At 45.2% G+C, this 26,607-nt stretch carries 23 protein-coding genes; 12 read left to right on the plus strand and 11 right to left on the minus strand.

Annotated elements, in window-relative coordinates:
- The first annotated feature begins 111 nt into the window (after positions 1 to 111).
- On the plus strand, positions 112 to 489 hold the full coding sequence (locus QUA24_RS06815) for a GxxExxY protein (RefSeq protein ID WP_333060150.1): 378 nt from the start codon (positions 112 to 114) through the stop codon (positions 487 to 489).
- A gap of 71 nt (positions 490 to 560) precedes the next feature.
- On the opposite strand, the gene QUA24_RS06820 is transcribed toward QUA24_RS06815, so the two are convergent.
- Positions 561 to 2,213, minus strand: a complete 1,653-nt coding sequence (locus tag QUA24_RS06820) for an FAD-dependent oxidoreductase (RefSeq protein WP_333228294.1) — start codon at positions 2,211 to 2,213, stop codon at positions 561 to 563.
- A 58-nt stretch (positions 2,214 to 2,271) separates the two neighbouring features.
- Between QUA24_RS06820 and QUA24_RS06825 the strand changes: the two genes are divergently transcribed.
- From QUA24_RS06825 to QUA24_RS06840, 4 genes are all read left to right on the plus strand, one after another.
- A complete protein-coding gene (locus QUA24_RS06825) occupies positions 2,272 to 2,649 on the plus strand; it encodes a hypothetical protein (protein ID WP_333228296.1) in 378 nt (125 codons plus the stop codon).
- Complete coding sequence (locus QUA24_RS06830) at positions 2,649 to 3,050, plus strand: type II toxin-antitoxin system VapC family toxin (protein WP_333228298.1); 402 nt, start codon at positions 2,649 to 2,651, stop codon at positions 3,048 to 3,050. The genes QUA24_RS06825 and QUA24_RS06830 overlap by 1 nt, the downstream gene beginning before the upstream one ends.
- A gap of 198 nt (positions 3,051 to 3,248) precedes the next feature.
- Positions 3,249 to 4,940 (plus strand): AAA family ATPase, encoded by a 1,692-nt coding sequence (locus tag QUA24_RS06835; protein ID WP_333228300.1) that lies wholly within the window; start codon positions 3,249 to 3,251, stop codon positions 4,938 to 4,940.
- A gap of 56 nt (positions 4,941 to 4,996) precedes the next feature.
- Entirely contained in the window at positions 4,997 to 6,193 is a 1,197-nt protein-coding gene (locus QUA24_RS06840) for a 5-methylcytosine restriction system specificity protein McrC (RefSeq protein WP_333228302.1), read from the plus strand.
- Positions 6,194 to 6,284: 91 nt separating this feature from the next.
- Here QUA24_RS06840 and QUA24_RS06845 read toward each other — a convergent pair whose 3' ends face one another.
- Positions 6,285 to 7,289, minus strand: coding sequence for a phosphoribulokinase (locus QUA24_RS06845; RefSeq protein ID WP_333035850.1), 1,005 nt, complete (start codon positions 7,287 to 7,289; stop codon positions 6,285 to 6,287).
- Positions 7,290 to 7,877: 588 nt separating this feature from the next.
- Between QUA24_RS06845 and petH the strand changes: the two genes are divergently transcribed.
- The 4 genes from petH to QUA24_RS06865 all read left to right on the plus strand — a co-directional run bounded on the left by petH (position 7,878) and on the right by QUA24_RS06865 (position 12,489).
- The gene (gene petH, locus QUA24_RS06850; protein WP_333228304.1) at positions 7,878 to 9,083 is read left to right on the plus strand and encodes a ferredoxin--NADP reductase; all 1,206 of its coding nucleotides are present in this window, start codon (positions 7,878 to 7,880) and stop codon (positions 9,081 to 9,083) included.
- A gap of 144 nt (positions 9,084 to 9,227) precedes the next feature.
- A complete protein-coding gene (locus tag QUA24_RS06855; protein WP_333228306.1) occupies positions 9,228 to 9,962 on the plus strand; it encodes a Uma2 family endonuclease in 735 nt (244 codons plus the stop codon).
- A 136-nt stretch (positions 9,963 to 10,098) separates the two neighbouring features.
- Positions 10,099 to 11,415: a homoserine dehydrogenase gene (locus tag QUA24_RS06860; RefSeq protein WP_333228308.1), complete on the plus strand. Its 1,317-nt coding sequence runs from the start codon at positions 10,099 to 10,101 to the stop codon at positions 11,413 to 11,415.
- Positions 11,416 to 11,550: 135 nt separating this feature from the next.
- On the plus strand, positions 11,551 to 12,489 hold the full coding sequence (locus QUA24_RS06865) for a hypothetical protein (RefSeq protein ID WP_333228310.1): 939 nt from the start codon (positions 11,551 to 11,553) through the stop codon (positions 12,487 to 12,489).
- 17 nt (positions 12,490 to 12,506) lie between these two features.
- Here QUA24_RS06865 and QUA24_RS06870 read toward each other — a convergent pair whose 3' ends face one another.
- Together QUA24_RS06870 and QUA24_RS06875 are read right to left on the minus strand one after the other, a co-directional pair.
- Positions 12,507 to 12,983, minus strand: coding sequence for a hypothetical protein (locus QUA24_RS06870; protein ID WP_333228311.1), 477 nt, complete (start codon positions 12,981 to 12,983; stop codon positions 12,507 to 12,509).
- Positions 12,984 to 13,143: 160 nt separating this feature from the next.
- Positions 13,144 to 14,028, minus strand: coding sequence for a PhzF family phenazine biosynthesis protein (locus QUA24_RS06875; RefSeq protein ID WP_333228314.1), 885 nt, complete (start codon positions 14,026 to 14,028; stop codon positions 13,144 to 13,146).
- Between the two features lie 174 nt (positions 14,029 to 14,202).
- On the opposite strand from QUA24_RS06875, the gene QUA24_RS06880 reads away from it, so the two are divergent.
- Positions 14,203 to 15,525: a WD40 repeat domain-containing protein gene (locus QUA24_RS06880; protein ID WP_333228316.1), complete on the plus strand. Its 1,323-nt coding sequence runs from the start codon at positions 14,203 to 14,205 to the stop codon at positions 15,523 to 15,525.
- Between the two features lie 135 nt (positions 15,526 to 15,660).
- On the opposite strand, the gene trpE is transcribed toward QUA24_RS06880, so the two are convergent.
- From trpE to QUA24_RS06915, 7 genes are all read right to left on the minus strand, one after another.
- Positions 15,661 to 17,208: an anthranilate synthase component I gene (gene trpE / locus QUA24_RS06885; protein ID WP_333228318.1), complete on the minus strand. Its 1,548-nt coding sequence runs from the start codon at positions 17,206 to 17,208 to the stop codon at positions 15,661 to 15,663.
- Between the two features lie 104 nt (positions 17,209 to 17,312).
- Positions 17,313 to 18,173, minus strand: coding sequence for a GNAT family N-acetyltransferase (locus QUA24_RS06890; protein WP_333228320.1), 861 nt, complete (start codon positions 18,171 to 18,173; stop codon positions 17,313 to 17,315).
- A 164-nt stretch (positions 18,174 to 18,337) separates the two neighbouring features.
- Complete coding sequence (locus tag QUA24_RS06895) at positions 18,338 to 18,763, minus strand: photosystem I reaction center subunit II PsaD (protein ID WP_332956926.1); 426 nt, start codon at positions 18,761 to 18,763, stop codon at positions 18,338 to 18,340.
- A 301-nt stretch (positions 18,764 to 19,064) separates the two neighbouring features.
- Positions 19,065 to 19,565, minus strand: a complete 501-nt coding sequence (locus QUA24_RS06900; RefSeq protein WP_333228322.1) for a peptidoglycan-binding protein — start codon at positions 19,563 to 19,565, stop codon at positions 19,065 to 19,067.
- A 1,280-nt stretch (positions 19,566 to 20,845) separates the two neighbouring features.
- The gene (locus tag QUA24_RS06905; RefSeq protein ID WP_333228324.1) at positions 20,846 to 22,837 is read right to left on the minus strand and encodes a DICT sensory domain-containing protein; all 1,992 of its coding nucleotides are present in this window, start codon (positions 22,835 to 22,837) and stop codon (positions 20,846 to 20,848) included.
- A gap of 643 nt (positions 22,838 to 23,480) precedes the next feature.
- Positions 23,481 to 23,792: a DUF2973 domain-containing protein gene (locus tag QUA24_RS06910; RefSeq protein ID WP_333106625.1), complete on the minus strand. Its 312-nt coding sequence runs from the start codon at positions 23,790 to 23,792 to the stop codon at positions 23,481 to 23,483.
- Between the two features lie 158 nt (positions 23,793 to 23,950).
- Positions 23,951 to 24,280, minus strand: a complete 330-nt coding sequence (locus QUA24_RS06915) for a DUF2605 domain-containing protein (protein ID WP_333214680.1) — start codon at positions 24,278 to 24,280, stop codon at positions 23,951 to 23,953.
- Between the two features lie 277 nt (positions 24,281 to 24,557).
- Between QUA24_RS06915 and QUA24_RS06920 the strand changes: the two genes are divergently transcribed.
- On the plus strand, positions 24,558 to 24,707 hold the full coding sequence (locus tag QUA24_RS06920) for a hypothetical protein (RefSeq protein WP_333228326.1): 150 nt from the start codon (positions 24,558 to 24,560) through the stop codon (positions 24,705 to 24,707).
- The gene (gene thrS, locus QUA24_RS06925) at positions 24,700 to 26,529 is read left to right on the plus strand and encodes a threonine--tRNA ligase (RefSeq protein ID WP_333228328.1); all 1,830 of its coding nucleotides are present in this window, start codon (positions 24,700 to 24,702) and stop codon (positions 26,527 to 26,529) included. Before QUA24_RS06920 ends, thrS begins: the two co-directional genes overlap by 8 nt.
- The last annotated feature ends 78 nt before the right edge of the window (positions 26,530 to 26,607 follow it).

The raw sequence follows: 26,607 nt of genomic DNA on the forward strand, positions 1-26,607 counted from the left end.
GGAGGAGAAGAGTTTTGAACCGCAGAGGGCGCAGAGGACACAGAGGGAAGAATGCTGGGAGGGTTTTGGGTTATGATTGCGATCTAGGTTTGAGAAGAGGAGAGAGGAGAGTTGGGAGAGGAGCTTAATGAGTTGACTTATGCTGTGATTGGGGCAGCAATGGAGGTTCATAAGGAGTTGGGGCCGGGGTTTTTGGAAGCGGTATATGAGAATTCGTTGCGTGAAGAACTCTCGCGCCGGGGAATTCCTTTTCAACCTCAACCTACAGTAAATGTAACTTATAAAGGTGTTGTGGTTGGGGAAGGCAGATACGATATGCTGGTTGCCAACACTATCGTAGTTGAATTAAAGTCAGTCCAAACTATACTTCCTATCCATGAAGCTCAAGTTATTTCATATCTAAAAATGACTGGTTATCCTCTCGGTCTTCTCATCAACTTTAACGTCCGCTTTTTAAAAGAAGGAATCCGCCGCCTCATCCTCTCCTAAATAAACATCTCATCCCTCTCCTCTCTGCGCCCTCTGCGCCCTCTGCGGTTAAATCCTCTTAATATATCTAATTACTTCACCTCCTTATAATCAACTCCATAACTCGTATCTCTCCCCGACAAATACGTCGTTTTCCCAGTTAAAGTCTCCAGAGTTTTTTTCGTTTCAGCCGAAGTAATTGAATTCAGCGGCACGCCGAACTTGGTAGCCAAACCAGCGGCCACGCCCACACCTTGTCCTTGATAAATATTCACCGTCGCAATTCGCCCGACGGATACAGCCATACCGACATAACCGGACGATCGCCCGACAATAGCTAAATTATTCACTTTGCTAGCCAAAGCGCTTTCTATGCCGAAATTATACACTGGCAGCGGCGGAATTCTCGCAGATAAATTCTTGACTCCGCCCCGCATATCGAAATCGTAGGAAAAACTGCCGATCGACTTTTCGGGTACTGTTCCCCCTTTGATAATCTCCTGCCCCGTCAGCGGATCTACAACATCGCGAACGTTCAAACTTTGCCTGATATAAATCTCGTCTGGAATAAATACTCTCACATCTTTACCAGACTTCTTTTGTAGCCAGTATTGGAGAAATGACATTTCTCTAATCATTTCAGGAGTCGGTTTTCTACCGTTAGCTTCCATCTTCATGATTTGGTCAACTTGGTATTTAAACAGAAACCCGTTCCATGACAGCACATTTTTGTTATAAACGCAGACATTGCCTTTATCAAAAAAGAATCCTTTATTTTGACTAAAGGGCAGCTTTCTGTCTATGTGATACGCTGCACCTATGGCTACGCTTCTGATGTCGTAGCCGTCTGTATATGGCTGATAAATCGTACTCCAGAAATTCCTCATCCAGAATTTTGTACTAGCCGGATCTTTTGATTTCATAATGCTTTCTTTAATTTTTTTTACCAAAGGCCGGTTGTAGAGAATTTCATCTTCTATTCTGCGGAATTCGGACATCGTTATACCTGTAATTGTCGGAACTACAGAGACTGCTAAAGTTTCATTTTTAGATTTTATATTTTGAGATTCATATCCTGTATAATAAGATAATCCGGTTTTTCTGGCTAATTCCGCGTCTTGAGTTACGTCAATAAAAGAGTTGGCTTTAATTCTTAAGGTGCTGCCTTTTACTGAGGCATATTCGATTTTTTTATCTACGACGTGGGGAGTAAGAGTTGAGTTGGAAATAACTCTGACTTTTGCTGCTGAAAGCATTTGCCTGAGAGCTTGATCTGCCATTTTTGGGTCTAAGCAAGATTCCGGCGCATTCGCTTTATCTAAGAATTCCTTAAAACATTGGGCGTAGGGTTGGCGATACCAACCTGGGATTTTATCTATATCGATGTAAGCTAAACCGCCGCGGGTGAGTAAGCCGCCCAAAGGTGCTCTTCCGTAGTTCGATCGCACGATCGCAACTTTGCCCTTTGCGCCTAAAGTTTTCTTAGCCCATATCGCCGCACATATCCCCGGTACTTCATCACCATATACTACTACATCGAACGTTTGCTCCGGTGATTTTTTGGGAAGTACCGGAGGCGGGCTGCTGGATTTTTGCTGCACAGTTCCATTGTCTAAGGTAGCACTTGCTGGGTTTCTATTTGCGATATAATTTTCTATTTCTCTGAAAGCCGGATAATTAAGTAAAAGTTTTAGGGTGGCAAAGATGATTGCAATTGAAGCTAATTTCTTGAAAGTAGAGAGCATTCAGTTGACTCGTGGATAAATTTGCAATACCTGATAGGGAAGTTCAGGGTTTACGGAATTGAATATAGCACGTTTAGATTGTTTCGACACAATTTTAACTTTTCCGGGAACCGTGGTAAACGAATCTTCTCAACCCAAACCTGGTGATGCTGTCCTTGGCAGCCAAAATGCTACAATTACATCAATAACCAATTTAAACATAAAAAACATGACTTTTGAGGCGGTTTTAAATCTTGTTAAGCACTTGTCTCTAGCCGAAAAGTTACGATTGATTAAGTGGATAGTTCCTGAAATAGAACGACAATTAGTTGTTGGGCCGACTCCGCGCAAATCATTGTGGGGTTTATGTGCTGACTTGGGAATTGCACCCTCTGCCACTGATATAGATGAAGCTCGCAGCGAAGAATGGGCGAATTTCCCAAGGGAGGATTTCTAATGCTGCGTGCTGTAGCTGATACTCATGCTGTGATCTGGTATATCTTTGCCGATTCACGAGTTTCGGTGACTGCTAGAACGACAATAGAACAGATGGCTGCCGAGGGAAATCAGGTGGCTTTTTCATCAATTACATTAGCAGAAATTGTCTATCTGAGCGAGAGAGGGCGGATTAATTCAACTACTCTCGATCTATTATTGAGAGAAGTTGAGAGCGATGATGCTTTATTGGTTGAAATTCCTTTCGATCGCAATATAGCTTTGACTTTAAGGCAAGTTGACCGATCGCAAATTCCCGATTTGCCCGATCGCATCATTGCTGCTACTGCTTTGTATCTTAATGTACGCGTTATTAGTCGCGATCGCCGGATTCAATTATCTAGTATAGACACAATTTGGTAAATCTGAGTCACTCGGCGCAAGTTGAAATTTTCCGGGAACGGTTGTTAGCGGTTTTGCCAGTGTTACTGGTTTGGGAGGGCTATTGATGTGGGTAAGGATGGTGGGTGCGATCGCTTCTCAGATATCTGGTGTCGGAAAGGGCGATCGGCTACAATAATTTAAGAACAACAATTGACTCACCTTAAACATACAGAAAAAATGGAAAAAGTTTTTGTACATCCTGAATGTCCTTTTTCAGAAAACACATTTAACTTATTGGCACAATTTTATGAAAACCCCAACTTAGAGTGGCGATCACAAGATTTTTACCGGGAACACAAAAAAAAATTCTTAAAATATGTAGAAGAGCCAGTGAAGTATATTTTAAGCCAGGTAGAAGAGCAGTTGCCTGATTTTATTAAAAAATATATAGATATCAAGCAGGAGAGCTGTCATCAGGGCTGGGCCCCCATTCAAAACAAATATTTGGAATCAGGAGTAGTCTACAGGGTAGACTACTGTGGTATCATCCCTGACGAATCTCCTCAGTTAATATTAAGAGTTGAAAACCAGACATTAACCTTTGGTTGGGAGGCACAAGAATTTGCGTTTGAGTTAATGCTATATCAGTACAAAGCCTCTTATAGAAATGACGTTAATTTAAGCCCAATTTTTAAACGTTATCACCTTTCCAGTAAACATGAATTTTATTTAAAATATAGCCTTAAAGAAGGTGATAATAATAAATTGGGTTGGGAGAGGGCTTATCGCAGGATAAAACCTGGAAAATGTATTCATGAACTCTTAGAAACTCTCTTGAAAGAGATTCCTGTCGATTCGCTAGAAACTGAAATATCTCAAACTCAAAGTTCATTTGGTAATATTTTTGTCGGCACATCACTTGAATTAAAAGAAATATTAGGATATTCGGCTAAACAATTAATTCATACGATCGCACAAACCTTTAAAAAAGTATTTCCTTTATTTTTACTCTCTCACTTAGACTACATGGATCGTGAGCTACCTCTTCTTATCAACCAATATATTTCAGTCTATGAAAAGGAATTTAATCCAGTGTATCAACTAGAAGAAATCTCAGAAATTACTGGTTTTCAAACAACCCAACTAACCCAATGGATACACGCCATTAACCGCAAAGGCCAAGCCATCATCCAAGGCCCACCTGGAACCGGCAAAACCTTCATAGCCGAAAAACTAGCCAAACATTTAATCGGCGGCGGTGACGGTTTCTCAGGCATTATCCAATTCCACCCCGCCTATACCTACGAAGACTTTATCGAAGGCCTCCGCCCAATAACTCAAGACGGACAATTAACCTACTCCATAGTTCCCGGTAGATTCCTCGGATTTTGCAAACTAGCCGAAGCCCGTGAAGACACTTGCGTTCTCATTATTGATGAAATTAATCGCGCAAATCTTTCTCAAGTCTTTGGCGAGTTAATGTATCTCCTAGATGACCGACAAGACACAGCACGCTTTATTACACTAGCCAGCGGTAAACTATTTAGAATCCCTACAAATGTCCGCATTATTGGCACAATGAACACCGCAGACCGTTCTATTGCCTTAGTTGATAATGCACTCCGCCGCCGTTTCGCATTCATTCCCATCTATCCAAACTATGAAGTGCTGCGACAGTATCACCACAGAGAAAAAACAGGTTTTCCAGTTGATAAATTAACTAGCATTCTAGAAAATGTCAATCGCGCAATTAACAACAAACACTATCAACTAGGCATCTCCTTCTTTTTGACAAAAACATTAGGTAAAGATATCCAAGATATTTGGCAAATGGAAATTGAGCCATACCTCGAAGAATACTTCTTTGATAACCTGGAAAAAAGGGATGAGTTTATCTGGGAGAATATCAAGAATAAATTGGGCTATTGACAATCTAACGCCGTCATTAACGCCGATATCATGGCGTTACTGCATCCACCAGAATTATGAAACCAGAATCCCGCCGAATTATCGAACTTACAGAATATCAATTAGCAACTTTTGAACAAGACTCAATCCCCGAATCAGTAGGACAGAAAATATACCATAATTATGCCAAGAAAATCGAGATAGAATTTCCCAACTTTAAAACAAAATATCAATGGCACTTAAAATCTAAAGGCCGAGTTGGCAACATTCCCATCACTCCAGAATTTCACATCGCCATCCGCCCCAAGGTTCCCATAAACAACCTCTTCGGAATGCTTGACTATGCCTACAACCTTAATATAAAATTTCCCCAAGGCTCGATTCAGTGCCAATCTTTACAAGAAACTTACGAGAGATTAGCTAACATTCTTGCCCACAAAATTCTAGAACGCTGTCGCAAAGGATTATATCGCGATTACTTATCCAAAACAGAAAGACTCGCCTACATTCGCGGCCGCGTCGATTTGCGGTCAGCCCTGCAAAAACCTTGGGATGTTAAACTAAAATGCCACTATAACGAACAAACAGGCGACATCGAAGACAATCAAATACTCGCTTGGACACTTTTCATCATTGGCCGCAGCGGTTTGTGCGGTGAATCTGTTTCATCCACTGTGCGAAAAGCCTTTCATGCACTCCAAGGATTTGTCACATTAAAACCTTTTAAAGCCGAAGCTTGTATTGATAGAAATTATCACCGTTTGAATCAAGATTATCAACTTTTACACGCCTTATGTCGATTTTTTTTAGATAACACAGGGCCAAGTCACGAAACTGGCGATCGCGAAATGCTACCTTTTCTCATAGACATGGCTAATTTATATGAACAATTTGTCGCTGAATGGCTCAAAGCAAATACACCAAAAGGCTTTTTTGTCAAACAACAACACCGAGTCACACATGACCAAAACTATTTCGATCGGATTGACTTACTCCTAGGCGATAGTGAAACAAATGAAATCCTGTACGTCCTCGATACAAAATACAAAGCTCCCGATAAAGTAGCCAATAATGACATTCATCAAATAGTTGCTTACGCAAATGCCTTAAAGTGCCAAAATGCCATTCTCGTCTACCCGCAAAACCTCAAACAGCCACTAGATATAAAAAATGACGATATCCGAGTTCGCAGTCTAACTTTTTCCCTAGATAGCGACCTGAATGAAGCCGGAAAAACCTTCTTAACCTCTCTACTTCCAAACACCCTCTCCTAACTCTTCTCTGCGCCCTCTGCGCCCTCTGCGGTTCATTTCTCCACAAAAAAAGAGGCGCAATTGCGCCTCCCAAATCTTTCATGTCTGCGTTCTAAACACTAACAGCCACTTTCGCTTCTTTTGCAGTCAACTTCTCGTAAGTCGCCCGCATCTTCAATCCGACTAACACTTGGAACAAACCAGTTCCATTGTTAGAACCAGGATATTCGCGGTGCTGGAGTAACAGGTGAGTTAACTCGCCTTCATACTTCGCAGAAGTCTTGCTCAAATGGCTTTCGATGTAAATAACTTCTTCGAGATTCTCGAATTGACCATCTACTTCCAAAATCGAGACTTCGTGACCGTAGAAAGCATCGGGCCCGTAGTACATCTTAATTCCGGGATAGGAACAAGTCAGCTTGCGGCCGCAAGGAACCCAGTTAATTGTTGAACCTTCGTCAAACAAATACGCAGGCTCAAAATTGGCGATGCCTTCGCGCTGGATCATTTGCACGCGCAGAACCTTCCGCTCCTTGTCATCTTTGATCAAGTTGGTCGGCAACACTTGAATTACCACATCAGCATATTGCTTTTGCGGGTCGATGTAGGCGGTAAAATCCGGTTTGCGAGCATTGATCGCAAACAGCACGTCTTCGTAACGGTGGCCCCGTTCCGCCATGTCGCGCTGGATTTTCCAAGCAATTTTTACCTCGTCGCTGATGTCGAGGTAGACGCTGAAGTCGAGGAGCGATCGAACTCGCTCGTCGTACAGGGGATGCAGCCCCTCAATCACAATCACATGATTCGGCTCTACCCGCTCAGGAGGATCGAGCAGACCAGTTTCGTGGTTGTAAATCGGCTTGTCGATCGCGTGACCTTCTTTGAGCGCCTTCATTTGCTCAGCCATCAGGTCAAAATTGTTGGCTCTGGGGTCAAGGGCTGTAATCCCTGTTTCCTTGCGCTGCTTGCGATCGAGACAATGATAGTCATCAAGGCAGATTACAGTCACGAAATCTTCCCCGAACAAATCTGTCAATCGGCGTAAAAAAGTAGATTTTCCGCATCCGGAATCTCCGGCAACGCCAATTAAAACCACGCGATCCGGCTTACTGGTCATAGTTTCCCTCTAACAAAATCACTGTTTACTAACTAACTCAAGTCTAGATTCCACAAAATTTCAGCCCGCAGGTAGCGGCAAGCAGGCTTTGTGCTGCTGTGCTACCCCGAGAGGATCGAGTTCTCACCAGCATACAGCAGTGAGTTGACTGCCTGCCCGGGCAGACCCAAGCAATCTTCAAGGCAAGTAATTAATACTAACTTTAGTGGTTAATCTTACCAGAATGCGTTCGCCCCCTACAAGCTCAGCCTCATTAAACTGCTCGAATTTTCCTTTCTCTGGTGGGGCGCTCCCCAAATCAGAAGGACTTATCGGGGCAGATCCCCCGATCGGGTAAAATATTGGCAGTACGCAGACAACAATAGCTATAGGTCAACAGCCGAACGCAAAGCGGGCTCGGTGAGCGCGGCGTTCGGCTAGTAGGGATTTGATACGCGAGCGATCGCAACTTCAACACTCCTGCCGGCGTGGCGAGGCCCAAAAATTGGCGCGGCCAATTAGTCCCGATGGCCTTAAGAAAAAAGTAAATTGAGTCTAACGTCACATTCTCTTTCTTTATAACTCTGTATCGTGAAGGACAAGCAACAAATGTACAGCCCAAGCATATCTGGTGTTGCGGCAAACTCAGAATCAGGCAGCCGCATCTTTGTTTACGAAGTGGAGGGTATGCGTCAGAGCCAAGCAACTGACCAAATAAGTAACCCGATTCGCCGTAGCGGCAGCGTATTTATCTCCGTACCCTACGATCGCATGAATCAGGAAATGCGTAGGATTGCTCGCATGGGTGGAAGAATTGTCAGCATCCGCCCCTCAAACAGCGCTCCCGAAACAAATGGCAAAGTCGCACCAGAAGCAGGGCTACAGAGTCAGAAATCTGGAGAAAAAACTAAGCCCATGACTCAAGCCAAGGAAAAAGTTCAGGTTCCTGTTAACCTCTACAAACCGGCCAATCCCTATATTGGTAAGTGCATTTCTACAGAAGAATTAGTCAGAGAAGGCGGCGAGGGTACAGTCCGTCACGTCAAATTTGACATTTCTGGAGGCAAATTGCACTATCTCGAAGGTCAAAGTATCGGGATTATTCCCGATGGGACGGATAAAAACGGCAAACCTCACAAAATTCGGCTTTACTCGATCGCCTCCACCCGTCACGGAGATGATGTAGACGACAAAACAGTCTCTCTGTGCGTCCGCCGCCTAGAGTACAAAAGCCCAGAAACCGGTGAAAAAGTCTTTGGTGTTTGTTCGACTTTTCTCACAGGTTTGCAACCTGGAGATGATGTCAAAATCACCGGCCCCGTAGGCAAGGAAATGCTGTTGCCCGACGACGAGGAAGCCACCGTGATTATGATGGGTACTGGTACGGGTATTGCTCCTTTCCGGGCTTATTTGTGGCGGATGTTTAAAGAAAACAATCCCGATTACAAATTCAGAGGTTTAGCTTGGTTGTTCTTTGGAGTTGCTTACACTCCCAACATTCTTTATAAGGAAGAGTTGGAGCAATTGCAGCGCGAGTTCCCCGATAATTTCCGCTTGACTTATGCCATCAGCCGCGAGCAAAAGAATGTTGACGGCGGCAAGATGTACATTCAAAACCGGATTCAAGAGAACGCAGACCAATTGTGGGAATTGGTTCAAAAGCCGAATACTCACACTTATATCTGCGGTTTGAAGGGTATGGAAGGCGGAATTGATGAGGGAATGTCGGCCGCGGCTGGCAAGCACGGTGTTGACTGGGCTGGCTATCAGAAACAGTTGAAGAAAGAACACCGTTGGCACGTTGAAACTTATTAATGTGTTACCTGATTTAATCTGATTTGTAGGGCGGGCTTTGCTCGCCCTACAATTTTTGAAGCAGTTTTGAGTCTTGAGGGGCTGATTCACCCAAGACAAGTGTAAAATATACAGTAAGCTCACCGAAAAAGGGAGATAACTGACATGGTTATAACTTCTACCCAAAAACTCACCTTTGAAGAATATCTGAACTATCAGGGAGAATCGGGTGTTTGTTATGAATTATATCGGGGCAATCTGATCGAAATGCCAACACCTACAGCAATACATATCAAAATTTGTGAATTTTTAGTTTATCAGTTCCGGCGCTTCTTTGCAGCACACAACCTACCCATAGTTGCAATTGTGACTACCGCAGTCCGAACTGAGGAAAACTCTTCTCGCATTCCTGATGTGGTGATTTGCACTCAGAGTCTGTGGGAACAAGTCTGCGCGCAACCTGGTTCCGCAGTGCTAGATTTTGAAGAAAAACCGCTGTTAGTTATCGAAGTTACCAGTCAAAATTGGCGGGACGACTACATTCGCAAACGGGCAGAATATGACTTAATTGATATCCCTGAATATTGGATTGTAGACCCAAATCAACCGAAAATACGAGTATGCAGTCGCCCGGAAAATGAAGGCAGTTATTCTCATCAGGAATTTGTGCCGGGACAGCAAGTTCAGTCTGTACAGTTCGCTGAATTTATTTTATCGGTTAATCAAGTGCTATGTCCGCCCCTAGTTGAAGATTTAATTCGAGAAGAACAAGCACAGCTACAGCAACTAGAACAGCAAAATCAGCAACTTGAACAGCAAGTTAATGCAGAAAGGCAGCGGGCCGAAAGATTGGCGCAGCGGCTGCGAGAAATGGGGATAGAGATGGATACAGAACTTTAAATTGCCATGTAAAATCTGGATTAATTAGTCATGTAGATCCCGGACTTTTTTAAGAAGTCGGGTCTCTGGGTATTCAGTGAAGCCGCGGTTATCATACAATGATTCTAGATGAAGTGAGTTTCTACGGGTCAAAGTCGTGGCTTTCAAAATTGGTTTGCTAGGTTTGGGTACAGTTGGCGCGGGAACAGCAGAGATTTTGCTCTCCCCAGATGGCCGCCATCCACTGTTGCAGGAATTGGAAATCTATCGGGTGGGAGTGCGCGATATTTCTCGAACTCGGTCTTTACAATTGCCAGAAAATGTGCTGACAACTGACCTAGAAGCGATCGCAACTGACCCGGAAATTGATATTGTAGTAGAATTGATTGGCGGATTGGAACCGGCGCGATCGCTCATTCTGCAAGCTATTGCCAGCGGCAAGCACGTCGTCACTGCCAACAAAGCAGTTATCGCCCGCTACGGTAATGAAATCTTCGAGGCCGCTAACAAAAAAGGCGTTTACGTAATGCTAGAAGCTGCTGTCGGCGGCGGCATTCCAGTCATTCAAAGCCTCAAACAATCCTTAGTTGCAAACCGCATTCAAACTGTCACCGGCATCGTCAACGGCACAACTAATTACATCCTGACGCGGATGCAAACAGAAGGCGCAGACTTTGCCGAAGTCCTCGCCGACGCTCAGCAATTAGGTTATGCTGAAGCTGACCCCACAGCAGATGTAGATGGATTAGATGCTGCCGATAAAATTGCTATCTTAGCCTCGCTAGCTTTTGGCGGACGCATCAAATTAGCTGATGTTCACTGCGAAGGTATTAGAAAAGTTAGTGCGGCGGATATTGACTACGCCGACAAGCTGGGATTTGTGATTAAATTATTGGCGATTGCTCAAGAAACTTCCCGCTACAATGGCAAGCAAGCGGAGGGAGAAAGCGAACTGCTGTCCATTCGAGTGCATCCGAGTTTTGTGCCGAAAACTCATCCGCTGGCGAGTGTTAACGGGGTTTACAATGCAATTTTAGTCGAAGGAGAGCCGATCGGGCAATTGATGCTGTACGGGCGCGGCGCCGGTGCGGGCCCCACAGCTAGCGCCGTAGTATCCGACATCATGAATGTAGCGGCCATCCTGAAAACAGAAACTGTTCCGATTCCTCATCCTTTGCTGAGTTGCAGTCACCAACACTACTGCAAAATTGCTCCGATGCAGGAACTTGTTACTCGCTTTTACGCCCGTTTTTTAACCCACGATACTCCGGGGGTAATTGGCAAACTAGGCACTTGTTTCGGCAACCACAAAGTTAGTTTAGAATCAGTTGTGCAGACGGGAATTCACGGCGATTTAGCAGAAATTGTCGTGGTGACTCACGATGTTAGGGAGGGTAATTTTCAACAAGCACTCGATGAAATTCGAGCGATGGAAGCAGTCGATAGTATTGCTAGCACGTTGCGAGTTTTGTAAAAGTGATTTGCTAAGGCCGGGCGGGTTTCACATACAATATTTGTTAATAATTGACAATATCTAAAACCCGCCCTCTCACTCCCCCAATGGTAAATGTCATGTAGATTTTTGCCATTTGATACAAGTAAAAGTTAATTGAGATTATTCGTTGTGCGGTGGCGGGTTTATGTAGATTTTTTGTACTTATTCAATATTGTTGGTAAAACCGGCGGCTACCAGATAATGAAAGGAACAGAATTCGATTTTGTCGATCGCAAAACGGGAAGGCACTTGCTAGATTCCCTCTACGAAAAGTTTGCCAAACCCCAAATGCACGATACTTTTAAACCCAATAATCCTTCAATTTACATTCGGCACGAGGAAGGGCAAGTTATTGATGGAAATTATATCATAAAAAAAGTGTTTGAAGACTCTCGCACTGGTTTTTATGCTGAAAGTCGCATCCCCATTTCTGGCAATAATCCGCCTGTTTTCGTGATTCGCGGATACGGTTCTTGGTATCCTTTCGAGCGCGTTTTGGAAGATACGCCCGATGTATTTATGGCAAAACTAGAACGCCAGTTAAAATCGGCGCAAACTGCGGGTGCTATTGATTGGATAAAGCAGCAATTTCACAGCGGGAATCCGCCCGATGTCATCGGAGAAAGTTTGGGGGGCAAAGTTGCTCAGCAAATAGCAGCAAAATACCCTGATTATATTAGATCCACTGTAATTTTTAATTCTTTGGGCGTTTCGGAAAAGTTAGCTAAAACTTCCACCGCTAAGAATGTTTTTCACTATTTTACTTTAGGCGAAAGGTATGCTTTCTGGGCAAATGAAGGCGATTACATACCGGGGACGATTTTTGTGATTTCCCAGAAGGGGAAAAGCTGTTGTTATAAAATCGAAGAGGCGATCGTCCGAATGGCGCGTTTTGAAGGCAAGTTTCTCAAAAGGCGCGCGATTGTGGCAATATTGGCTCAGTTGCTTTTGCTAAATAGACACAATGCGATCGTCCTCAACAAGCGACGGCCAGTAGTCGTTCAGATCGATCGCACTCAATTGCAAATTTTCCGAAAAAAGCGCTTTGTTTAAACTCAGACAGAATAGCTTCAGGCCGCAGATGGCTGATTTTCCCGCGCTGCGACAGCGAGAACCAGACAAAGTGCTGCGATCGCTTTTTCCCATTCTTGCTTTACAGCGGTAGGTTGAACCTCATCAAAGGTGCTAACTAAACGAGGGATCGCTCGTTCTAATGCCTGTCTTGGAATTGATTTGTGCAGATCAACTAAACGAATTAAACTTTCTTGATTCTTCAAAAAACCGACTACCCATTTCGTAGTATGATCGGGACCCTCAGGGACGTTTTTAATTCCTAGTTCTGTTTGTAACCAGTCGTAAAAAGGCGGCAGCTTTTGAGCTAAAACAGTTCCAGCAGTAGGCAAAGTTTCTTTGAGTAAAGCAGTATCCAGACTTGCGAATAATTGATTGAATTCCGGTGAATCGAGCAAGCTGGTTAATGGCAGTGAAAGCAGCGCTTCTGAAGCGTCAGGGGATACATTTAAAGTCCGCGAAAATGTTTGCAGCATTGGAAAGTCTCTGGTATTGATGACTTTTTTAGCCTAACAATCATGGGAATCAATGAATATGAGCTACCTCATATTAGCAAAATTGTAACATCTCGATCGCCAAAGAAGCCTCTAAATCTAGCTGCCTGCATCTACGGTTAATAATTCTCTGTTAAAAATGCTACACAAATTCTCCCTTAGCAACCATCACCACCTTACCACCAACCAAAACTTCTATTTCCCCTTCATTTTGGGCGGCTTGTAACAACAGCAAAGAAGGTCGCTCGATTTCATAACCCTGCTCAACTCTGACATCAATCTTTGCTTCCCCATAATAATCATGTTCTACCAAATATCCAGCCAAACAGCCGTTAGCACTACCCGTCGCCGGATCTTCTGGAATTCCTAATGAATGGGCAAAAACTCGCACGCTTAAATCATTAAGGCCGCTGTAGGTTTCTGGGCAAAATATCAAAATTTCTTTCGCTTCCATTGTATCAACTAGCTCAAAATATTTATCTAAGTTGACTTGAGCTTTTTTGAGCGAGGCGAGAGTTTTTAATGGGACAATAATAAACGGCACTCCGGTCGAAACTTCTTGAATTGGGAAGTTTGCATCAATTTCATCTGGTTCTAAATTCAGGACATTTGCCAGAGTCTCGGCTGATAAAACTTGACCAAAACTAGGGGCGTTTTGTCGCATCCACAAAATATCTGCCGATTCATTATGGTAATTAAAAGTAACTGGAATTTGACCGACTGCTAGATTGAGAATTACTCGATCGACCTTTTCGCGAATAATCTCTTGCTGCAACACAAACGCAGTGCCCAAAGTCGGATGACCGGCAAAGGGCAATTCCTTCTTTGGCGTGAATATCCGCACGTCATAGCCGCCATCTCGCGGAGTGGGCGATCGAATAAACGTAGTTTCTGAATAATTGATTTCCCTCGCTATCAGCAGCATTTGAGCCTCAGATAGTTCGGCAACTCCTGCACCGCAAAATACAGCTAGTTGATTGCCAGCATATTTTGACTCCGCAAACACGTCAACTATATAAAAATTCATAATTATGCCTTTGGTAAAAGTCGATAACTAATATTTTACATCCAGCGTTACAAAGCAGATTTATTTTATAGATCGAATCACCGCGACGATTTGACGCAGTTTAAAGAAGTGCTTAGAATTGGAAAGATATAGAGAAACAGGGATTTGTAAGAATTTGTTGAGGAATTTGTAACGATGAGTGAGTTTAAACAAGAGTTAGGGGAAATGTCGCGGGAAAAGCGACTTTATACTTTAGAAAGTCTGCCAAGGCATTTAGTAGAGAGTGGGCAAGGGGAAAAGCTGTACCAGTTGTTAACGGATTTCGATTTTATGCAGGCGAAACTGGATGAGTTGGGGCTTCAAGCGTTAATTGAGGATTATGATTTAGCGATAGATTCTCAATTGTTGGATGGGCCGGAGCAAAGTCAAACTTATCTCTACTGGATTCAACAGGTACTTCACAGGTCAGCGCCAATTTTGGAAAGGGATAAAACGCAATTAGCAGGTCAATTATGGGGGAGATTGCTTGCTTTTGAAAAGCCTGAGTTTCAGAGGATGTTGGAACAAGTCAAGCAGTCGAAAAATAGTCCTTGGCTGCGGCCTTTGAGGTGGAATTTAATAGTGGGGCCATGTTGGCGTAACCTCGCCGGCCATTATTTCGGGGTACAAGCAGTGGCGATCGCACCCGACGGCAAACGAGCAATTTCGGCTTCATCGGATAAAACCCTTAAAATCTGGGACACAAACACTGGCATAGAACTGAGAACTCTCACCGGTCATACTGGCCCGGTAAGGGGAGTCGCGATCGCACCCGACGGCAAACGAGCAATTTCGGCTTCAGACGATAACACTCTAAAAATCTGGGACATCGAGACCGGTACAGAACTTCAAACCCTCACCGGTCATACTAACTCGGTAAGGGGAGTCGCGATCGCGCCCGACGGCCTGACAGCGATTTCGGCTTCAGACGATAACACCCTAAAAATCTGGGACTTGGCCAGTGCCAGCGAACTGAGAACGCTCACCGGTCATACTAACTTTGTAAGGCAAGTCGCGATCGCACCCGACGGTCTGACAGCAATTTCGGCTTCACACGATAACACCCTAAAACTCTGGAATTTGGTCAGCGGAACCGAACTGAGAACTCTCACCGATACTGGCTATGTATATGCAGTGGCGATGACACCCGAGGGCTTCAGAGCGATTTCGGTTCCACAACTTAACACGCTGAAAATTTGGGACACAGACAGCAGCAGGGAACTTCAAATCCTCACCGATGATGATAGCTTTGTATCTGGAGTGGCGATCGCACCCGATGGCAAACGAGTAATTTCGGCTTCATTGGATAACACCCTAAGAATCTGGGATCTGGCTAGCGGCAAAGAAATTGCTAGTTTCACCGGAGATTATTGGTTTGATTGCTGTGCGATCGCACCTGATGGGGTGACAGTGGTAGCGGGGGGTCTACCGGGCACCGTGCATTTCCTGCGATTGGAGGGAGTTAGCGGCGGGGGATAGGAGTTTTAAGTGCGATGGAGTTGGCGGGCGATCGAAAAAGTTCGGTTCATCGGGGCGATCTAGTCTTCAACCCGCTCTCGTCGGGTAAAGTTTCGTGTAGACGGGGTTTCAACCGCCGAGTCCTATATTTATTCGCTACTTCAAACAGCGAATTGCCTCTAACATTCCCCTGGCTTTATTGAGAGTTTCCTCATATTCCATATCCGGGTTAGAATCGGCCACCAAACCAGCACCTGCTTGCACAGAAACCGAATGTTTATTGCCTCCTTGAGAGCGAACAACCATAGTCCGAATTGCGATCGCACTATTCAATTGCCCCTCAAAATCATAATACCCGTAAACCCCAGAATACGGCCCCCGGCGACAACCTTCCAACTCGTGTACAATCTCCATCGCCCGAATCTTCGGAGCACCGCTAACCGTACCCGCAGGAAAACCAGCTTTCAACAAATCCCAAGCTGTCTTATCCTGGGCCAATTCTCCCACCACATTGCTCACAATGTGCATGACGTGAGAATAACGCTCAATTTCCATTAATTCGTCAACTTTTACAGTACCGTTTCGGCACACTCTGCCTAAATCGTTCCTACCCAAATCAACTAACATGACGTGTTCCGCAATTTCCTTGGGATCTTGAAGCAATTCAGCAGCCAAAGCATCATCTTCTTGAGGAGTTTTACCCCGGCGACGAGTGCCGGCGATTGGTCGCAAAGTCGCTATCTTTTTGCCATCAGCAGCGTTTTCCGCTTTCACCATAATTTCGGGACTCGAACCGATAATCTGCCAATCTCTAAAATTAAAATAAGCCATGTACGGAGAAGGATTTATGAGACGCAAAGATCGGTAAAGTGCAAAAGAATCGCCACTGTATTCAGCTTCGAGTCGCTGCGAAATAACTACTTGAAAAATATCTCCGGCTTTGATATAATCCTTCGCTTTTAAGACATTGGCACAATACTTTTCACGGGTAATATTGCTCGTGTAAGCCAATTCTGTATTTCCGGTTGGGGAACGGGCATCTTGCCAGTCATTGGGAGGTGTCCATTCTATTAGAGTAGATTGCCGGGAAAGCGGCGATTGCAACTTCTGAACTAACTTGCCAACGCGATCGCACGCTTGCTGATAAGCATCTGCCAAATCAACGCCAACCTCGCGCAAATCCGCATAGGCGACGACCCAAATTTTCCGCTTCACCTGGTCGAAAATCAGCAAATTATCCACCTGCATCCACAACCCATCCGGCAAATCATTCTCGCTTGCTGGATGCACGGGAACTCGCGGTTCTATCCACTTAATTAACTCGTAACCCCAAAAACCGAATAACCCGCCAATTCCCGGCGGTAACTGCGGCAATTTCACCGGTTGATAAGACTCCAAACACTCGGTTAAAGCTACAAACGGATCGCCCGTAAATACTTTTTCGGAACCGTCACGGTAAACTTGAGTTGTGCGATCGCCCTTTGCCTCCAAAATCCACAACGGATCGCACCCTAAGAAACTATAACGCCCAAGTTTTTCCCCACCTTCCACCGACTCCAGCAGAAAACTGTAAGGTTGACCCGCACAAACCCGATACCACGCAGACACCGGCGTATCCAAATCAGCAACCCATTCTTGATACACGGGTACAAAATTGCCTTGTTTCGCCAGTTCCGAAAATTGTGAGAAATCGGGAAATATCATATATATCAGAAGGAAGAAGGAAGAGGGAAGAAGAAAGAAAGAAGAAGGAAAATGCAATCCTGGCAATAATTTCAGCGATTAAAAGCGTCCTACCCGTCTTGGGATCAATAAACAAAAGACGGAAAGCAACAGCCATGAGGCTGCTGGTACTCGCCAACTGCCATCACCGCCATCGGTTTGAGCGCGCGCAGCCCCTCTTGCAAACACCAGCGAAACAAACTTGCGTAACGCACCGGCAAGTGGAAAGAAACCTGTGCTTCGGAGTTCGATGCCGCCGCCCCCAACAGTAAAGCCTGCATATCCGCCTCAGTTTCTGCGACGCTGTGGCTCAAAGCCGACACCGCACAAGTATAAGCCACAATCCGACCTTGTTTGCAAGCAACCCAAGGAGAAAAGAAATTCAGGGCGTACTCAATATCGCTAGTTCGATCGCACCTGTATAATTTCTTGCACAAAACCGCACATTCACCAACATCCTCACTAGCCAGCGGCCGCACCTCAAACCCATGCTGCGGCTGGCTGCGAAACTTCCCTTCCATTAACACGAAAGGTTCTTTCACCTCAAAACCCAAAGAAGCGTACAGCGACAGCGACGCCATATTAAAAGATTCCTGAACCAAACGGATACCCACAGCGTCCTGTCCGCGTTCCAGCAAAGCTTTCATGATTTCGCGTCCCGTGCCGCGACCTTGAAAAGTTCGATCGACACTGACGGGCCCGATACCGCGAATCGGGTTGCGTTCGTCCATAAATCCGCAGCCGACAACGACACCGGAACTCTCGGCTACGATGCCAAAAAACAACGGACTTTCGATTAGCAAGCTACTTATTTTGGTTGCAAACTCCAGCGTCGGAAAATCTGTAGGGAACAAGTGGCGATCGGAAATATCTTTAAAAGCTTCATAAGTAATGCCAGCGCAAACATCGATATCAGAAGGCTGCGCTCGCCTGATTGCGACATTCATTTTTAATTTAACGATTAACTTTTAATAAGATTAGAAGTTGGCAGTAGTATTTTGACGCTGCGGGCTTAGCCTCCCGCGCCAGAATACTACTGCAAAAACAAGTTCACAAGCTGAGCCTTTCAAGGCAATATTACCTATGTTTTGCTCAGCGATGCAGTCATAGTTTAAGGATCGAAAGTCTTCTTGCCGCTGAACTTCAGCTTAGCCGGATTGGGATTGCTGCCAATATTGCGGTCAATCTTACCGTTGTAGGGACGACCTTCGTTCACCTTTTCAGGGAACACGCCATCTTTGGGATGCAGGTACTCAGTAGAACCGTCGGGAAACACGCGGTAAATTTTGTAGTTCGAGATTTTGAATTTAGCCCGCAGTTGCTGGCCGCCCAAAGCGATGCACTGCTCCTTGCGGGGCAGATACAGCAAGTTGTCGCCTTGACGCATGATTGCAGCGCCGCCTGTAGGCATTTCAAACACCTGTTCCTTGGGGCTAGTCCAAGTGATCGCGTACTTCTCTTCAACTAGCGCCTTGGTCAGCAAGCCGCCGGTGCTGCCGCCGAAAAGAGGGGGTTGTCCAGTGAGTTCTTCTGCCATAAACATATCCAAAGGATTTTTACGGCATCCTATCATCATGACGCGACACTGCTGTCGAAATTGTAAGGAAAGTTAACAGTTTTTGGGCGATCGATCTCTTCTGATAATTGATAATTAGTAATTAATAATTGATAATTGGTAATTTACACCAAAGTTATAAAACAAAATTAGGCAGCACGAATCCCGAAAAAATAATCAAACAAAAATAGCAATTATTCGGGTGCTTGTGGGCCCCCAAATAATCGCACATTCTCCCAATTTTCCTCCACAAGCGATGATCGAAAAATTTACCGCGTCAACCCTAAGTCAAGAACCAATTAGGGTCATAGCCGCGGGGAATTTGGCTCAAAGCAGTCCAAGTTTCTTGATTGACAATCCCGTTGGCCTGAATCCCAAAGCTTTTTTGAAATGCGCGAACAGCTTGATCCGTCAAAGTAGCAAAGTCGCCGTCAATTTCACCACCATAATGGTTGGAAGTTTTGAGAACTTCCTGAACAGTAGCGACTGCTTCCCCAGAACTGCCTAATTTGAGTATCGGCATATTAACTGGAGCAGCAGTATAAAGCGCCTGCCAAGTCAGCGGCCCGACAATGCCATCCGGCGACAAGAAAACCCGAAACTGAAACAGTTTCACAGAAAAATCAACTGCTTTGTTAAAAATTCCTTTAGCAGGCTGTCGGTAAAGGTGCAACTTGGTTAGCAGTTGTTCTAGTTCCAATACCGCTTTACCTTGAGAACCTAATTGTAGTTGTGGCTTTTTGGCTATAGGTTGAGTAGATTTCATCTGGATTGTAGGTGACATAATCGGTTTTGCTAACCTCTAGGTTTGAGTATTCTTATGGAAAAAAACTTTTTCCGGGCGAAACATTTGCCTTCTCAAATTTTCTCGAATCAACACTGGCGTCGGCAGTGCCTCAACAGATTCGAGCAACCTTTACCATCTCGCGACTTGTGGACAGGAGACTTATACCATTTTAGATTTTAGATTGGGCATGACTGATTACTATCAGGGTTTGCAGCTTACGTACAGTTGGATTCTTTGTTTAAACTGATATTAATTTTCGGCAGCCTCCCTAGGTACTCTGTCGCCAAACCCGGTTTAAGACGGCAAGCGCATCCTGAATCTGCTTTGATACTTTTGATTTTAAAGCTGAACACCGCGTGGCCACATCTCCTTTAAGGCTGATCTCACAGGGTGAGGATTGAGGGTGATATCCTTTCCGTTTGCATCGGAATTATTCATCTCTCTCTTCTCTTTCTCTGCGAGCTCTGCGTTCTCTGTGGTTAAATCATTCCGATGCAATCGGCATTAATATTAGTCATTAAGTCCGACAGGGGTTTCAACCCCTGCCTCATAGCTCAAGTCGTCTCAAGACGACTGTAGATTAGTATTTGATATCAAGTCCGGCTTAAATAGCGCCTCCTATCAAATTTGTTAGCATCGAAAGTATTCCTATCTCTCTTCTCTATCTCTGCGTGAATCCGCGTCAATTCCTTGTCCGGGGCGGTTAATACATTCTCTTTTTTTCACCGCAGATACAGGCAGATAAACACAGATTAACGCAGATGAATTAGATCAATTCCGGTTGCACCATCCGTGGTTGACTGTTGACTGGATTTTACTATTCCGATGCTACCGCAATTGATATGAGAGAGGGTGTAGCAGCGGAGGCTGGTTCTGCTGGGAAAACTTTTCTGTGCTATCGTATCTCGGTCGATCGATTAATATCGATTCCGGTGGCACCGTCCGTCATTGTTGACTGTTCACTGTTGACTGTTCACTGTGAGTCAAAAAAATGAAAATTGCGCGAATTATTTGTTGGCATCTTGATTCGACTTTACGCCCGACTCCGGAAGCGCGGATTTGATATCATTCCAGCGCAGCCGGATTTGATATAACTCGATCGATATTTGCGCGATCAGACGCCCAGAAACCCGATTTTTTACAGTATATTCCATGTAAATTTAGTACGGATAAACAGGGTTTCGAGCAACAGAATCAGTAATGATGCGAGAACTGTAAAGAAACCAGGTTTTGCGCGGTGTACTTCATAAACCTTGAATACGCTGTATTAATTAAGCCTAAACAGTGGGAATAGTAAAGTGAAATTCACTTCCTCGGTCTTTTCCTGCGGAATCTACCCAAATTTTACCGCCCCAGCCAGCAACAATCTGTTTGCAAATGGCCAATCCCAAACCGGTACCGCCTGCGCTGCGGCGCAAAGCTCCTTCTTCTTGATAAAATCGATCGAACACTACTTTTAAACTGTTCGCCTCGATTCCCCTCCCCGTATCGGCTACGAGCACTTCCACCATCCGAGAACCGTTGCATTTCGCTCTTATGGTGACGCTTCCTTGAGGTGTGGTGAATTTGCAAGCGTTGTCTAGCAGTTTGGAGAGCACCTCCACCAACCACTCTCCGTCAGCTTGCACTAAAGGCAATTCTGCGGACACTTCGGCGATAATTTCCGGTAACCGTCGATCGACTCCGTGGCGTGATCGCACGCTGCTAAGGGCCAAATCAACGCATTCTTGCAGCGTCAGCGATTCTACATTCCATTGAACTCGCCCGCTTTCTAAGTGAGAAAGAGTTAAGAAATCCTGCACGAGTTTTCGCATTCTATCGGCATCACCCAGGGCAGTTTCTAACATAATTTTCCGCAATTCTGCGGGCATATCTGGTTCCGAGTTCAAACTTTCTAGACACACTTGAATCGTAGAAAGTGGAGTCCGGAGTTCGTGGCCGGTGATGGCAATTAGATTGCTGCGAGTGCGGTCTAATGCTTCTAATTGTTGGTTTAGTTCTTCTAAATGAGCGTAGGTTTCTGCTTGAATTAAGGCCGCTCCGAGTTGGGTGGCGATTGCCTCTACTAAAGCAATTTCGTCTTCTTCCCAAGCCAAAGTCGATCGACACTGGTGCATTTCCACCATGCCCAAAACCCGCCCCTGATAAAGCACTGGCACCATGAGCCAAGAGACAATTTGCCAGTTTTTTACAGTTTTTTCCAGGAATTGTGTATTGACAATCAGGGGGTGTTGTGCTGTGTCTTGGATGTAAACTCGCTCTTGCCGCGCCACCGCGTCGCTCCATATTTGATTTTCCTGCAACAGCCAAGTCTGATCCAGCATGGAACTAGCGCCCGGCCCCAAAAACTCGCGATCGATTTTGACCGCCACATCTGCGGTCTTGCACCGATAAATCAAACATCGGCTTGCTGACAGGGCAGTCCCCAGTTCTTGAACTGCAACTTCGACGATTTCTTGTGGGTTGAGAGACTGCCGCATTGCCGTTGTAATTAAGTTTACCAGGCGTTCTTTGCGTTCCTGGGCGGCGATGGCGGCGTATGCTTTGAGCAGTTTGTGCTGGCCTGCTTGCAAGTAGGTTACTAAGCGCTCGGTAAAAGCGTCGCTCAATTTTGGATTGGGAATTTTTGAGCTTTTTCCCGTACTTATGTCGGGTTTGGCGGCTTTGGAAGTGGCGGATTTCCTCGTTTTTTTCGGTGTTTTGAGCTTGTAAGTAGTTCGCGCTCGATCGATCTTTTCGGCCAATTCCGGGCGATAATTGACAATTCTATCGAGCAACAATGCGGCAGCTTTGGAGCTGACCTCGCGATCGAACGTCCAAATTCCTTCAAATCTGCGAGCTTGATCCATCAACAGTGGCCCGCGATCGTCCTGGTTGTCGATCGGCACAATTTTTTCTTGACAAATCAGGCAAGTTGAGTAGTGCTGCCCCAGCACCACTAAGTGCCACTCTTTACTCAATCCGTCCTCCGGTGCAAACGCCACAGTTTCGTGACATTCCGAGGAATTTTTAAAGTCAGTTTCCGGTGCAGCCAGCACGTATACCTGAGACGAGCGTGAGGCAATTCGCCGGTAGCGGTGAGCTTCCTGGCGGTAGAAGCGCTCTCGCTGAAAGCTGGCAATCACTAGCGGTTCGTCGTCTGAACCCGCCAAAACTAAGTCTTCCATCGCGTGCGACAAGGCTGTCATGGAAGATTTGAAATAAATTTGTGCCCGCAGTTGGGGCAAAGCTTGCAGAAGTTCTGCCAGTAGCGAAATAGGGACGATCATCTAGCCTTAAACGTGCATTTTTGCCGATGACAAAACAGGATCGATAGGAGGTTTAGAGCGATCCCTTTTCAGTATCTGATACATTTATGCTTCATAACACGACTGTTTAAGTCCTATCATGCTAGCCATATCATTTAGACGAATCTAAGCAGAGGTATGCCTCCAAGACGTTGAGTTCATCCCAAAGTCACCTGTTTTTACCTCTAGGTTTTGACGCCAACTCATCTATTCAGGGTTCGATTCGGGCGTTAGCACTCTCACCATTCAGACTTGTTAGGCACCGCTTCCGGATCTCTTGCATTATACTATTCTTGAGCTATTTGATATCAATGCTATCTTTATCGGTTTTTGGCGAATCGGTTTTTGGCGATCAATCTGGCTAATCGGCAATTAAACTTTCAAAAATCACAAGTAATTGGCCATTAGCTCAAAACTAACAGCCAATTATTTTGAGGACTTATATCCAATCTGGTTAGATTCGGAATGATGCCAAGGATGCTCGGAAAATTATTATTCCGATGAAGCGCGGAAACGATTTTCACCAAAATCTATGAAGAAAAAGGGTTTCGGACACCTAGCTTGTAAGTCCTATATTTTTTTTGAGGCATAGTGCCTAAGTATAAATGCTGCGGCTGTGGTTGTATTAGGCTAGTTCGCCCCCTTCGTCGCTGCCACCCGGAGATGATTTGTAGAGAGCATCTAATTGTTCGCGGGCGTCTTGGACAGTCAGCGAACGCATCACTAACAGCGGCTCATTGACAACATTTCCGTGTTCGTCTAAAAGTTCTGGATGCGGTACAGATTGAGAGCGAGGATAGGATGCGTAGGGATTATTTGCCCTGAACTGTTGAGGGCGCTGGGACTCCATACCAACGGTGACTAGACTGCGGATTAAGTTACCGACCGCCAGAAAGGCAAGAACGGTAAAAGCTAAAATATAAAGCAAGTGCAACATTATCTTCTCCTCCGGGCTAAACAGCCACACAGCAATTTACAAAAGTGTTTCAGCAAGTAATAACTTATTAACTGGAAATCTGTTTGAGGTTGTCAAGTGGGCCGCCACATTTCCCAAGGTTGGGGATTTGACTGCAAATTTAACTTGAACTCGCTTCCTTATTTTCCAGGGGGAGCTGACTGCCATGAGCGAAAGCGTGCCGATACTTGCCAGCATTCGGCGAGCTGTCTGTGCCACGGCATCAGTGCTGCTGTTTCAATCCCAACTTGACCCCCGGTTGCTTGAAATAGAGCTTTAGCTGCGCCTACTTCTTGCTGAGCCTGTTTGACTCGCGCCAGCAAGTCAGATTGATCTTCCTCGCTGAGAAAGGGAATTTCCTCAGTTTCTAAGAGCTTTGCCGATCGGTCGAACCAGTAATTGAAATCCTCTAACAGCGGTTCCAGTAACGCTTTGAGCAATTCTGGCTCGGGCAAGTTGGAATTAAGCATGGATCAAAATTGGGTTATTTATCTATTATAGTCTTAGACGGTCTTTACAAATTGTAACATATTTTTAACAAAAATTCAATAATTTAATAACAATTAGCCGGTGGGTGTGAATAAATTTAACTGTGCCAGCAGCGATTTTTGAGTCGAAATCCCCAAATTGTGCAATATCGGCTCAGACTCGCTAGCAATAGCTCATAGCAGAAGGAAGTTCGGCAAGGGATTCGCTTTCTTCCGATGTAACAGATGAAAGGAAGAAGAAAGAAGGAAGAAAAAAACTATGCCCAATGCCCAATGCCCAATGCCCAATGCCCAGAATGACCTAATTTCCCGGAGTGTCCCCCAGTCGGAAGTCGGCGCTTGCTGTCCCAATCTGAGTAAGATAGAAGCAACTGCAACTAAATTAATTGCTAATTCAGCCGATGTCTAGCTCAGAATCCATGTCCGCTCCAGAAGAGTCCGTTAAGATTGAGTTGCCCCGCACGAGTGAGTCGGAGGCACTAAAAAAAATTCGCCACACCACCTCCCACGTTATGGCGATGGCGGTGCAGAAGTTATTTCCCAAGGCGCAAGTGACCATTGGCCCTTGGATTGAAAACGGTTTCTATTATGACTTTGACACTCCCGAACCTTTTACGGAACAGGATTTAAAAGCCATTAAAAAAGAGATGATCAAAATCATCAACCGTAAATTGCCTGTAATTCGCGAAGAAGTCAGCCGCGAGGAAGCGGAACGCAGAATTAAGGAGATTAACGAACCTTACAAATTAGAAATTTTGGCAGGTTTGATCGAACCAATTACTCTTTACCATTTGGGCGAGGAATGGTGGGATTTGTGCGCGGGGCCTCACTTGGATAATACCAGTGAGTTGAATCCAAAGGCGATCGAGCTAGAAAGCCTCGCAGGCGCGTACTGGCGCGGCGACGAAACCAAAGCTCAATTACAGCGCATTTACGGCACTGCTTGGGAATCTCCCGAACAATTAGCAGCATACAAACACCGCAAAGAAGAAGCATTAAGGCGCGATCACCGTAAATTAGGTAAAGAATTAGGCTTATTTATCTTTGCCGATCCGGTGGGGCCGGGTTTGCCTTTGTGGACGCCAAAAGGCACTGTTTTGAGAAGTATTTTAGAAGATTACTTGAAACAAGAACAAATCAAACGCGGCTATTTGCAAGTTGTGACTCCACACATCGCCAGAGTAGATTTGTTCAAAATTTCTGGACACTGGCAGAAATACAAAGAAGATATGTTTCCGCTGATGGCGGAGGATGAGGAAGCGGCAGCAAACGAACAGGGTTTTGTGATGAAACCGATGAACTGCCCTTTCCACATCCAAATTTACAAAAGCGAATTGCGATCCTATCGAGAACTGCCGATGCGCTTAGCGGAATTCGGCACGGTTTACCGCTACGAACAATCGGGAGAATTGGGCGGTTTAACGCGGGTGCGCGGCTTTACGGTGGATGATTCCCACTTATTTGTCACACCGGAACAGTTGGATGCAGAATTCTTGAATGTGGTGGATTTGATTCTGTCAGTATTCAAGAGTCTGCAACTGAAAAACTTTAAGGCGCGTTTGAGTTTTCGCGATCCAAACAATTTAGAGAAATACATCGGTTCCGATGAAGCTTGGGAAAAGGCTCAAGGTGCAATCCGCCGCGCAGTGGAAACTTTGGGAATGAATTATTTTGAGGGAATTGGAGAGGCGGCTTTTTACGGGCCGAAACTCGATTTCATTTTCCAAGATGTCTTGGATAGAGAATGGCAATTAGGAACTGTTCAGGTAGATTACAACTTGCCAGAACGTTTTGATTTGGAATATGTCGCTGAAGACGGCACTCGCAAGCGTCCGGTGATGATTCACCGCGCTCCTTTCGGTTCTTTGGAACGTTTGATCGGGATTTTGATCGAGCAGTATGCGGGGGATTTTCCGCTGTGGTTAGCGCCGATTCAGGTGCGGTTGTTGCCTGTCAGCGCGGAGTTTTTGCCGTTTGCGAAGGAAGTGGCTGCGAAGATGAAGGCGCTAAATATTCGCGCTGAAGTTGATGAGGATAGCGAGCGTTTGGGCAAGTTAATTCGCAATGCTGAGAAGGATAAAATTCCGGTGATGGGTGTTGTGGGTGCGAAGGAAGTTGAGGCGAATAGTTTGAATATTCGGACTCGGGCTTCTGGGGAATTGGGGGCTATTTCGGTTGAGGAAGTGATTGGGAGGTTGCAGGCGGCGATTAGTAGTTACGGGGATTTTTAGGGGGATTTTTTAAACGCAGATGCACGGGGATTAACGCAGATGATAGTTTAATATTGTCTGCGTTTTTCTCATTGATCG

The sequence above is a fragment of the Microcoleus sp. Pol12B5 genome, from assembly GCF_036701335.1.
Lineage (GTDB): Bacteria > Cyanobacteriota > Cyanobacteriia > Cyanobacteriales > Microcoleaceae > Microcoleus.

Bases quoted from the DNA above. Each gene is read 5' to 3' on its own strand.
- QUA24_RS06820 (WP_333228294.1), bottom strand. From the start codon at position 2,213: ATGCTCTCTACTTTCAAGAAATTAGCTTCAATTGCAATCATCTTTGCC.
- QUA24_RS06830 (WP_333228298.1), top strand. From the start codon at position 2,649: ATGCTGCGTGCTGTAGCTGATACTCATGCTGTGATCTGGTATATCTTT.
- QUA24_RS06835 (WP_333228300.1), top strand. From the start codon at position 3,249: ATGGAAAAAGTTTTTGTACATCCTGAATGTCCTTTTTCAGAAAACACA.
- QUA24_RS06840 (WP_333228302.1), top strand. From the start codon at position 4,997: ATGAAACCAGAATCCCGCCGAATTATCGAACTTACAGAATATCAATTA.
- QUA24_RS06845 (WP_333035850.1), bottom strand. From the start codon at position 7,289: ATGACCAGTAAGCCGGATCGCGTGGTTTTAATTGGCGTTGCCGGAGAT.
- petH (WP_333228304.1), top strand. From the start codon at position 7,878: ATGTACAGCCCAAGCATATCTGGTGTTGCGGCAAACTCAGAATCAGGC.
- QUA24_RS06855 (WP_333228306.1), top strand. From the start codon at position 9,228: ATGGTTATAACTTCTACCCAAAAACTCACCTTTGAAGAATATCTGAAC.
- QUA24_RS06870 (WP_333228311.1), bottom strand. From the start codon at position 12,983: ATGCTGCAAACATTTTCGCGGACTTTAAATGTATCCCCTGACGCTTCA.
- QUA24_RS06875 (WP_333228314.1), bottom strand. From the start codon at position 14,028: ATGAATTTTTATATAGTTGACGTGTTTGCGGAGTCAAAATATGCTGGC.
- QUA24_RS06880 (WP_333228316.1), top strand. From the start codon at position 14,203: ATGAGTGAGTTTAAACAAGAGTTAGGGGAAATGTCGCGGGAAAAGCGA.
- trpE (WP_333228318.1), bottom strand. From the start codon at position 17,208: ATGATATTTCCCGATTTCTCACAATTTTCGGAACTGGCGAAACAAGGC.
- QUA24_RS06890 (WP_333228320.1), bottom strand. From the start codon at position 18,173: ATGAATGTCGCAATCAGGCGAGCGCAGCCTTCTGATATCGATGTTTGC.
- QUA24_RS06895 (WP_332956926.1), bottom strand. From the start codon at position 18,763: ATGGCAGAAGAACTCACTGGACAACCCCCTCTTTTCGGCGGCAGCACC.
- QUA24_RS06900 (WP_333228322.1), bottom strand. From the start codon at position 19,565: ATGTCACCTACAATCCAGATGAAATCTACTCAACCTATAGCCAAAAAG.
- QUA24_RS06905 (WP_333228324.1), bottom strand. From the start codon at position 22,837: ATGATCGTCCCTATTTCGCTACTGGCAGAACTTCTGCAAGCTTTGCCC.
- QUA24_RS06910 (WP_333106625.1), bottom strand. From the start codon at position 23,792: ATGTTGCACTTGCTTTATATTTTAGCTTTTACCGTTCTTGCCTTTCTG.
- QUA24_RS06915 (WP_333214680.1), bottom strand. From the start codon at position 24,280: ATGCTTAATTCCAACTTGCCCGAGCCAGAATTGCTCAAAGCGTTACTG.
- QUA24_RS06920 (WP_333228326.1), top strand. From the start codon at position 24,558: ATGCCCAATGCCCAATGCCCAATGCCCAATGCCCAGAATGACCTAATT.
- thrS (WP_333228328.1), top strand. From the start codon at position 24,700: ATGTCTAGCTCAGAATCCATGTCCGCTCCAGAAGAGTCCGTTAAGATT.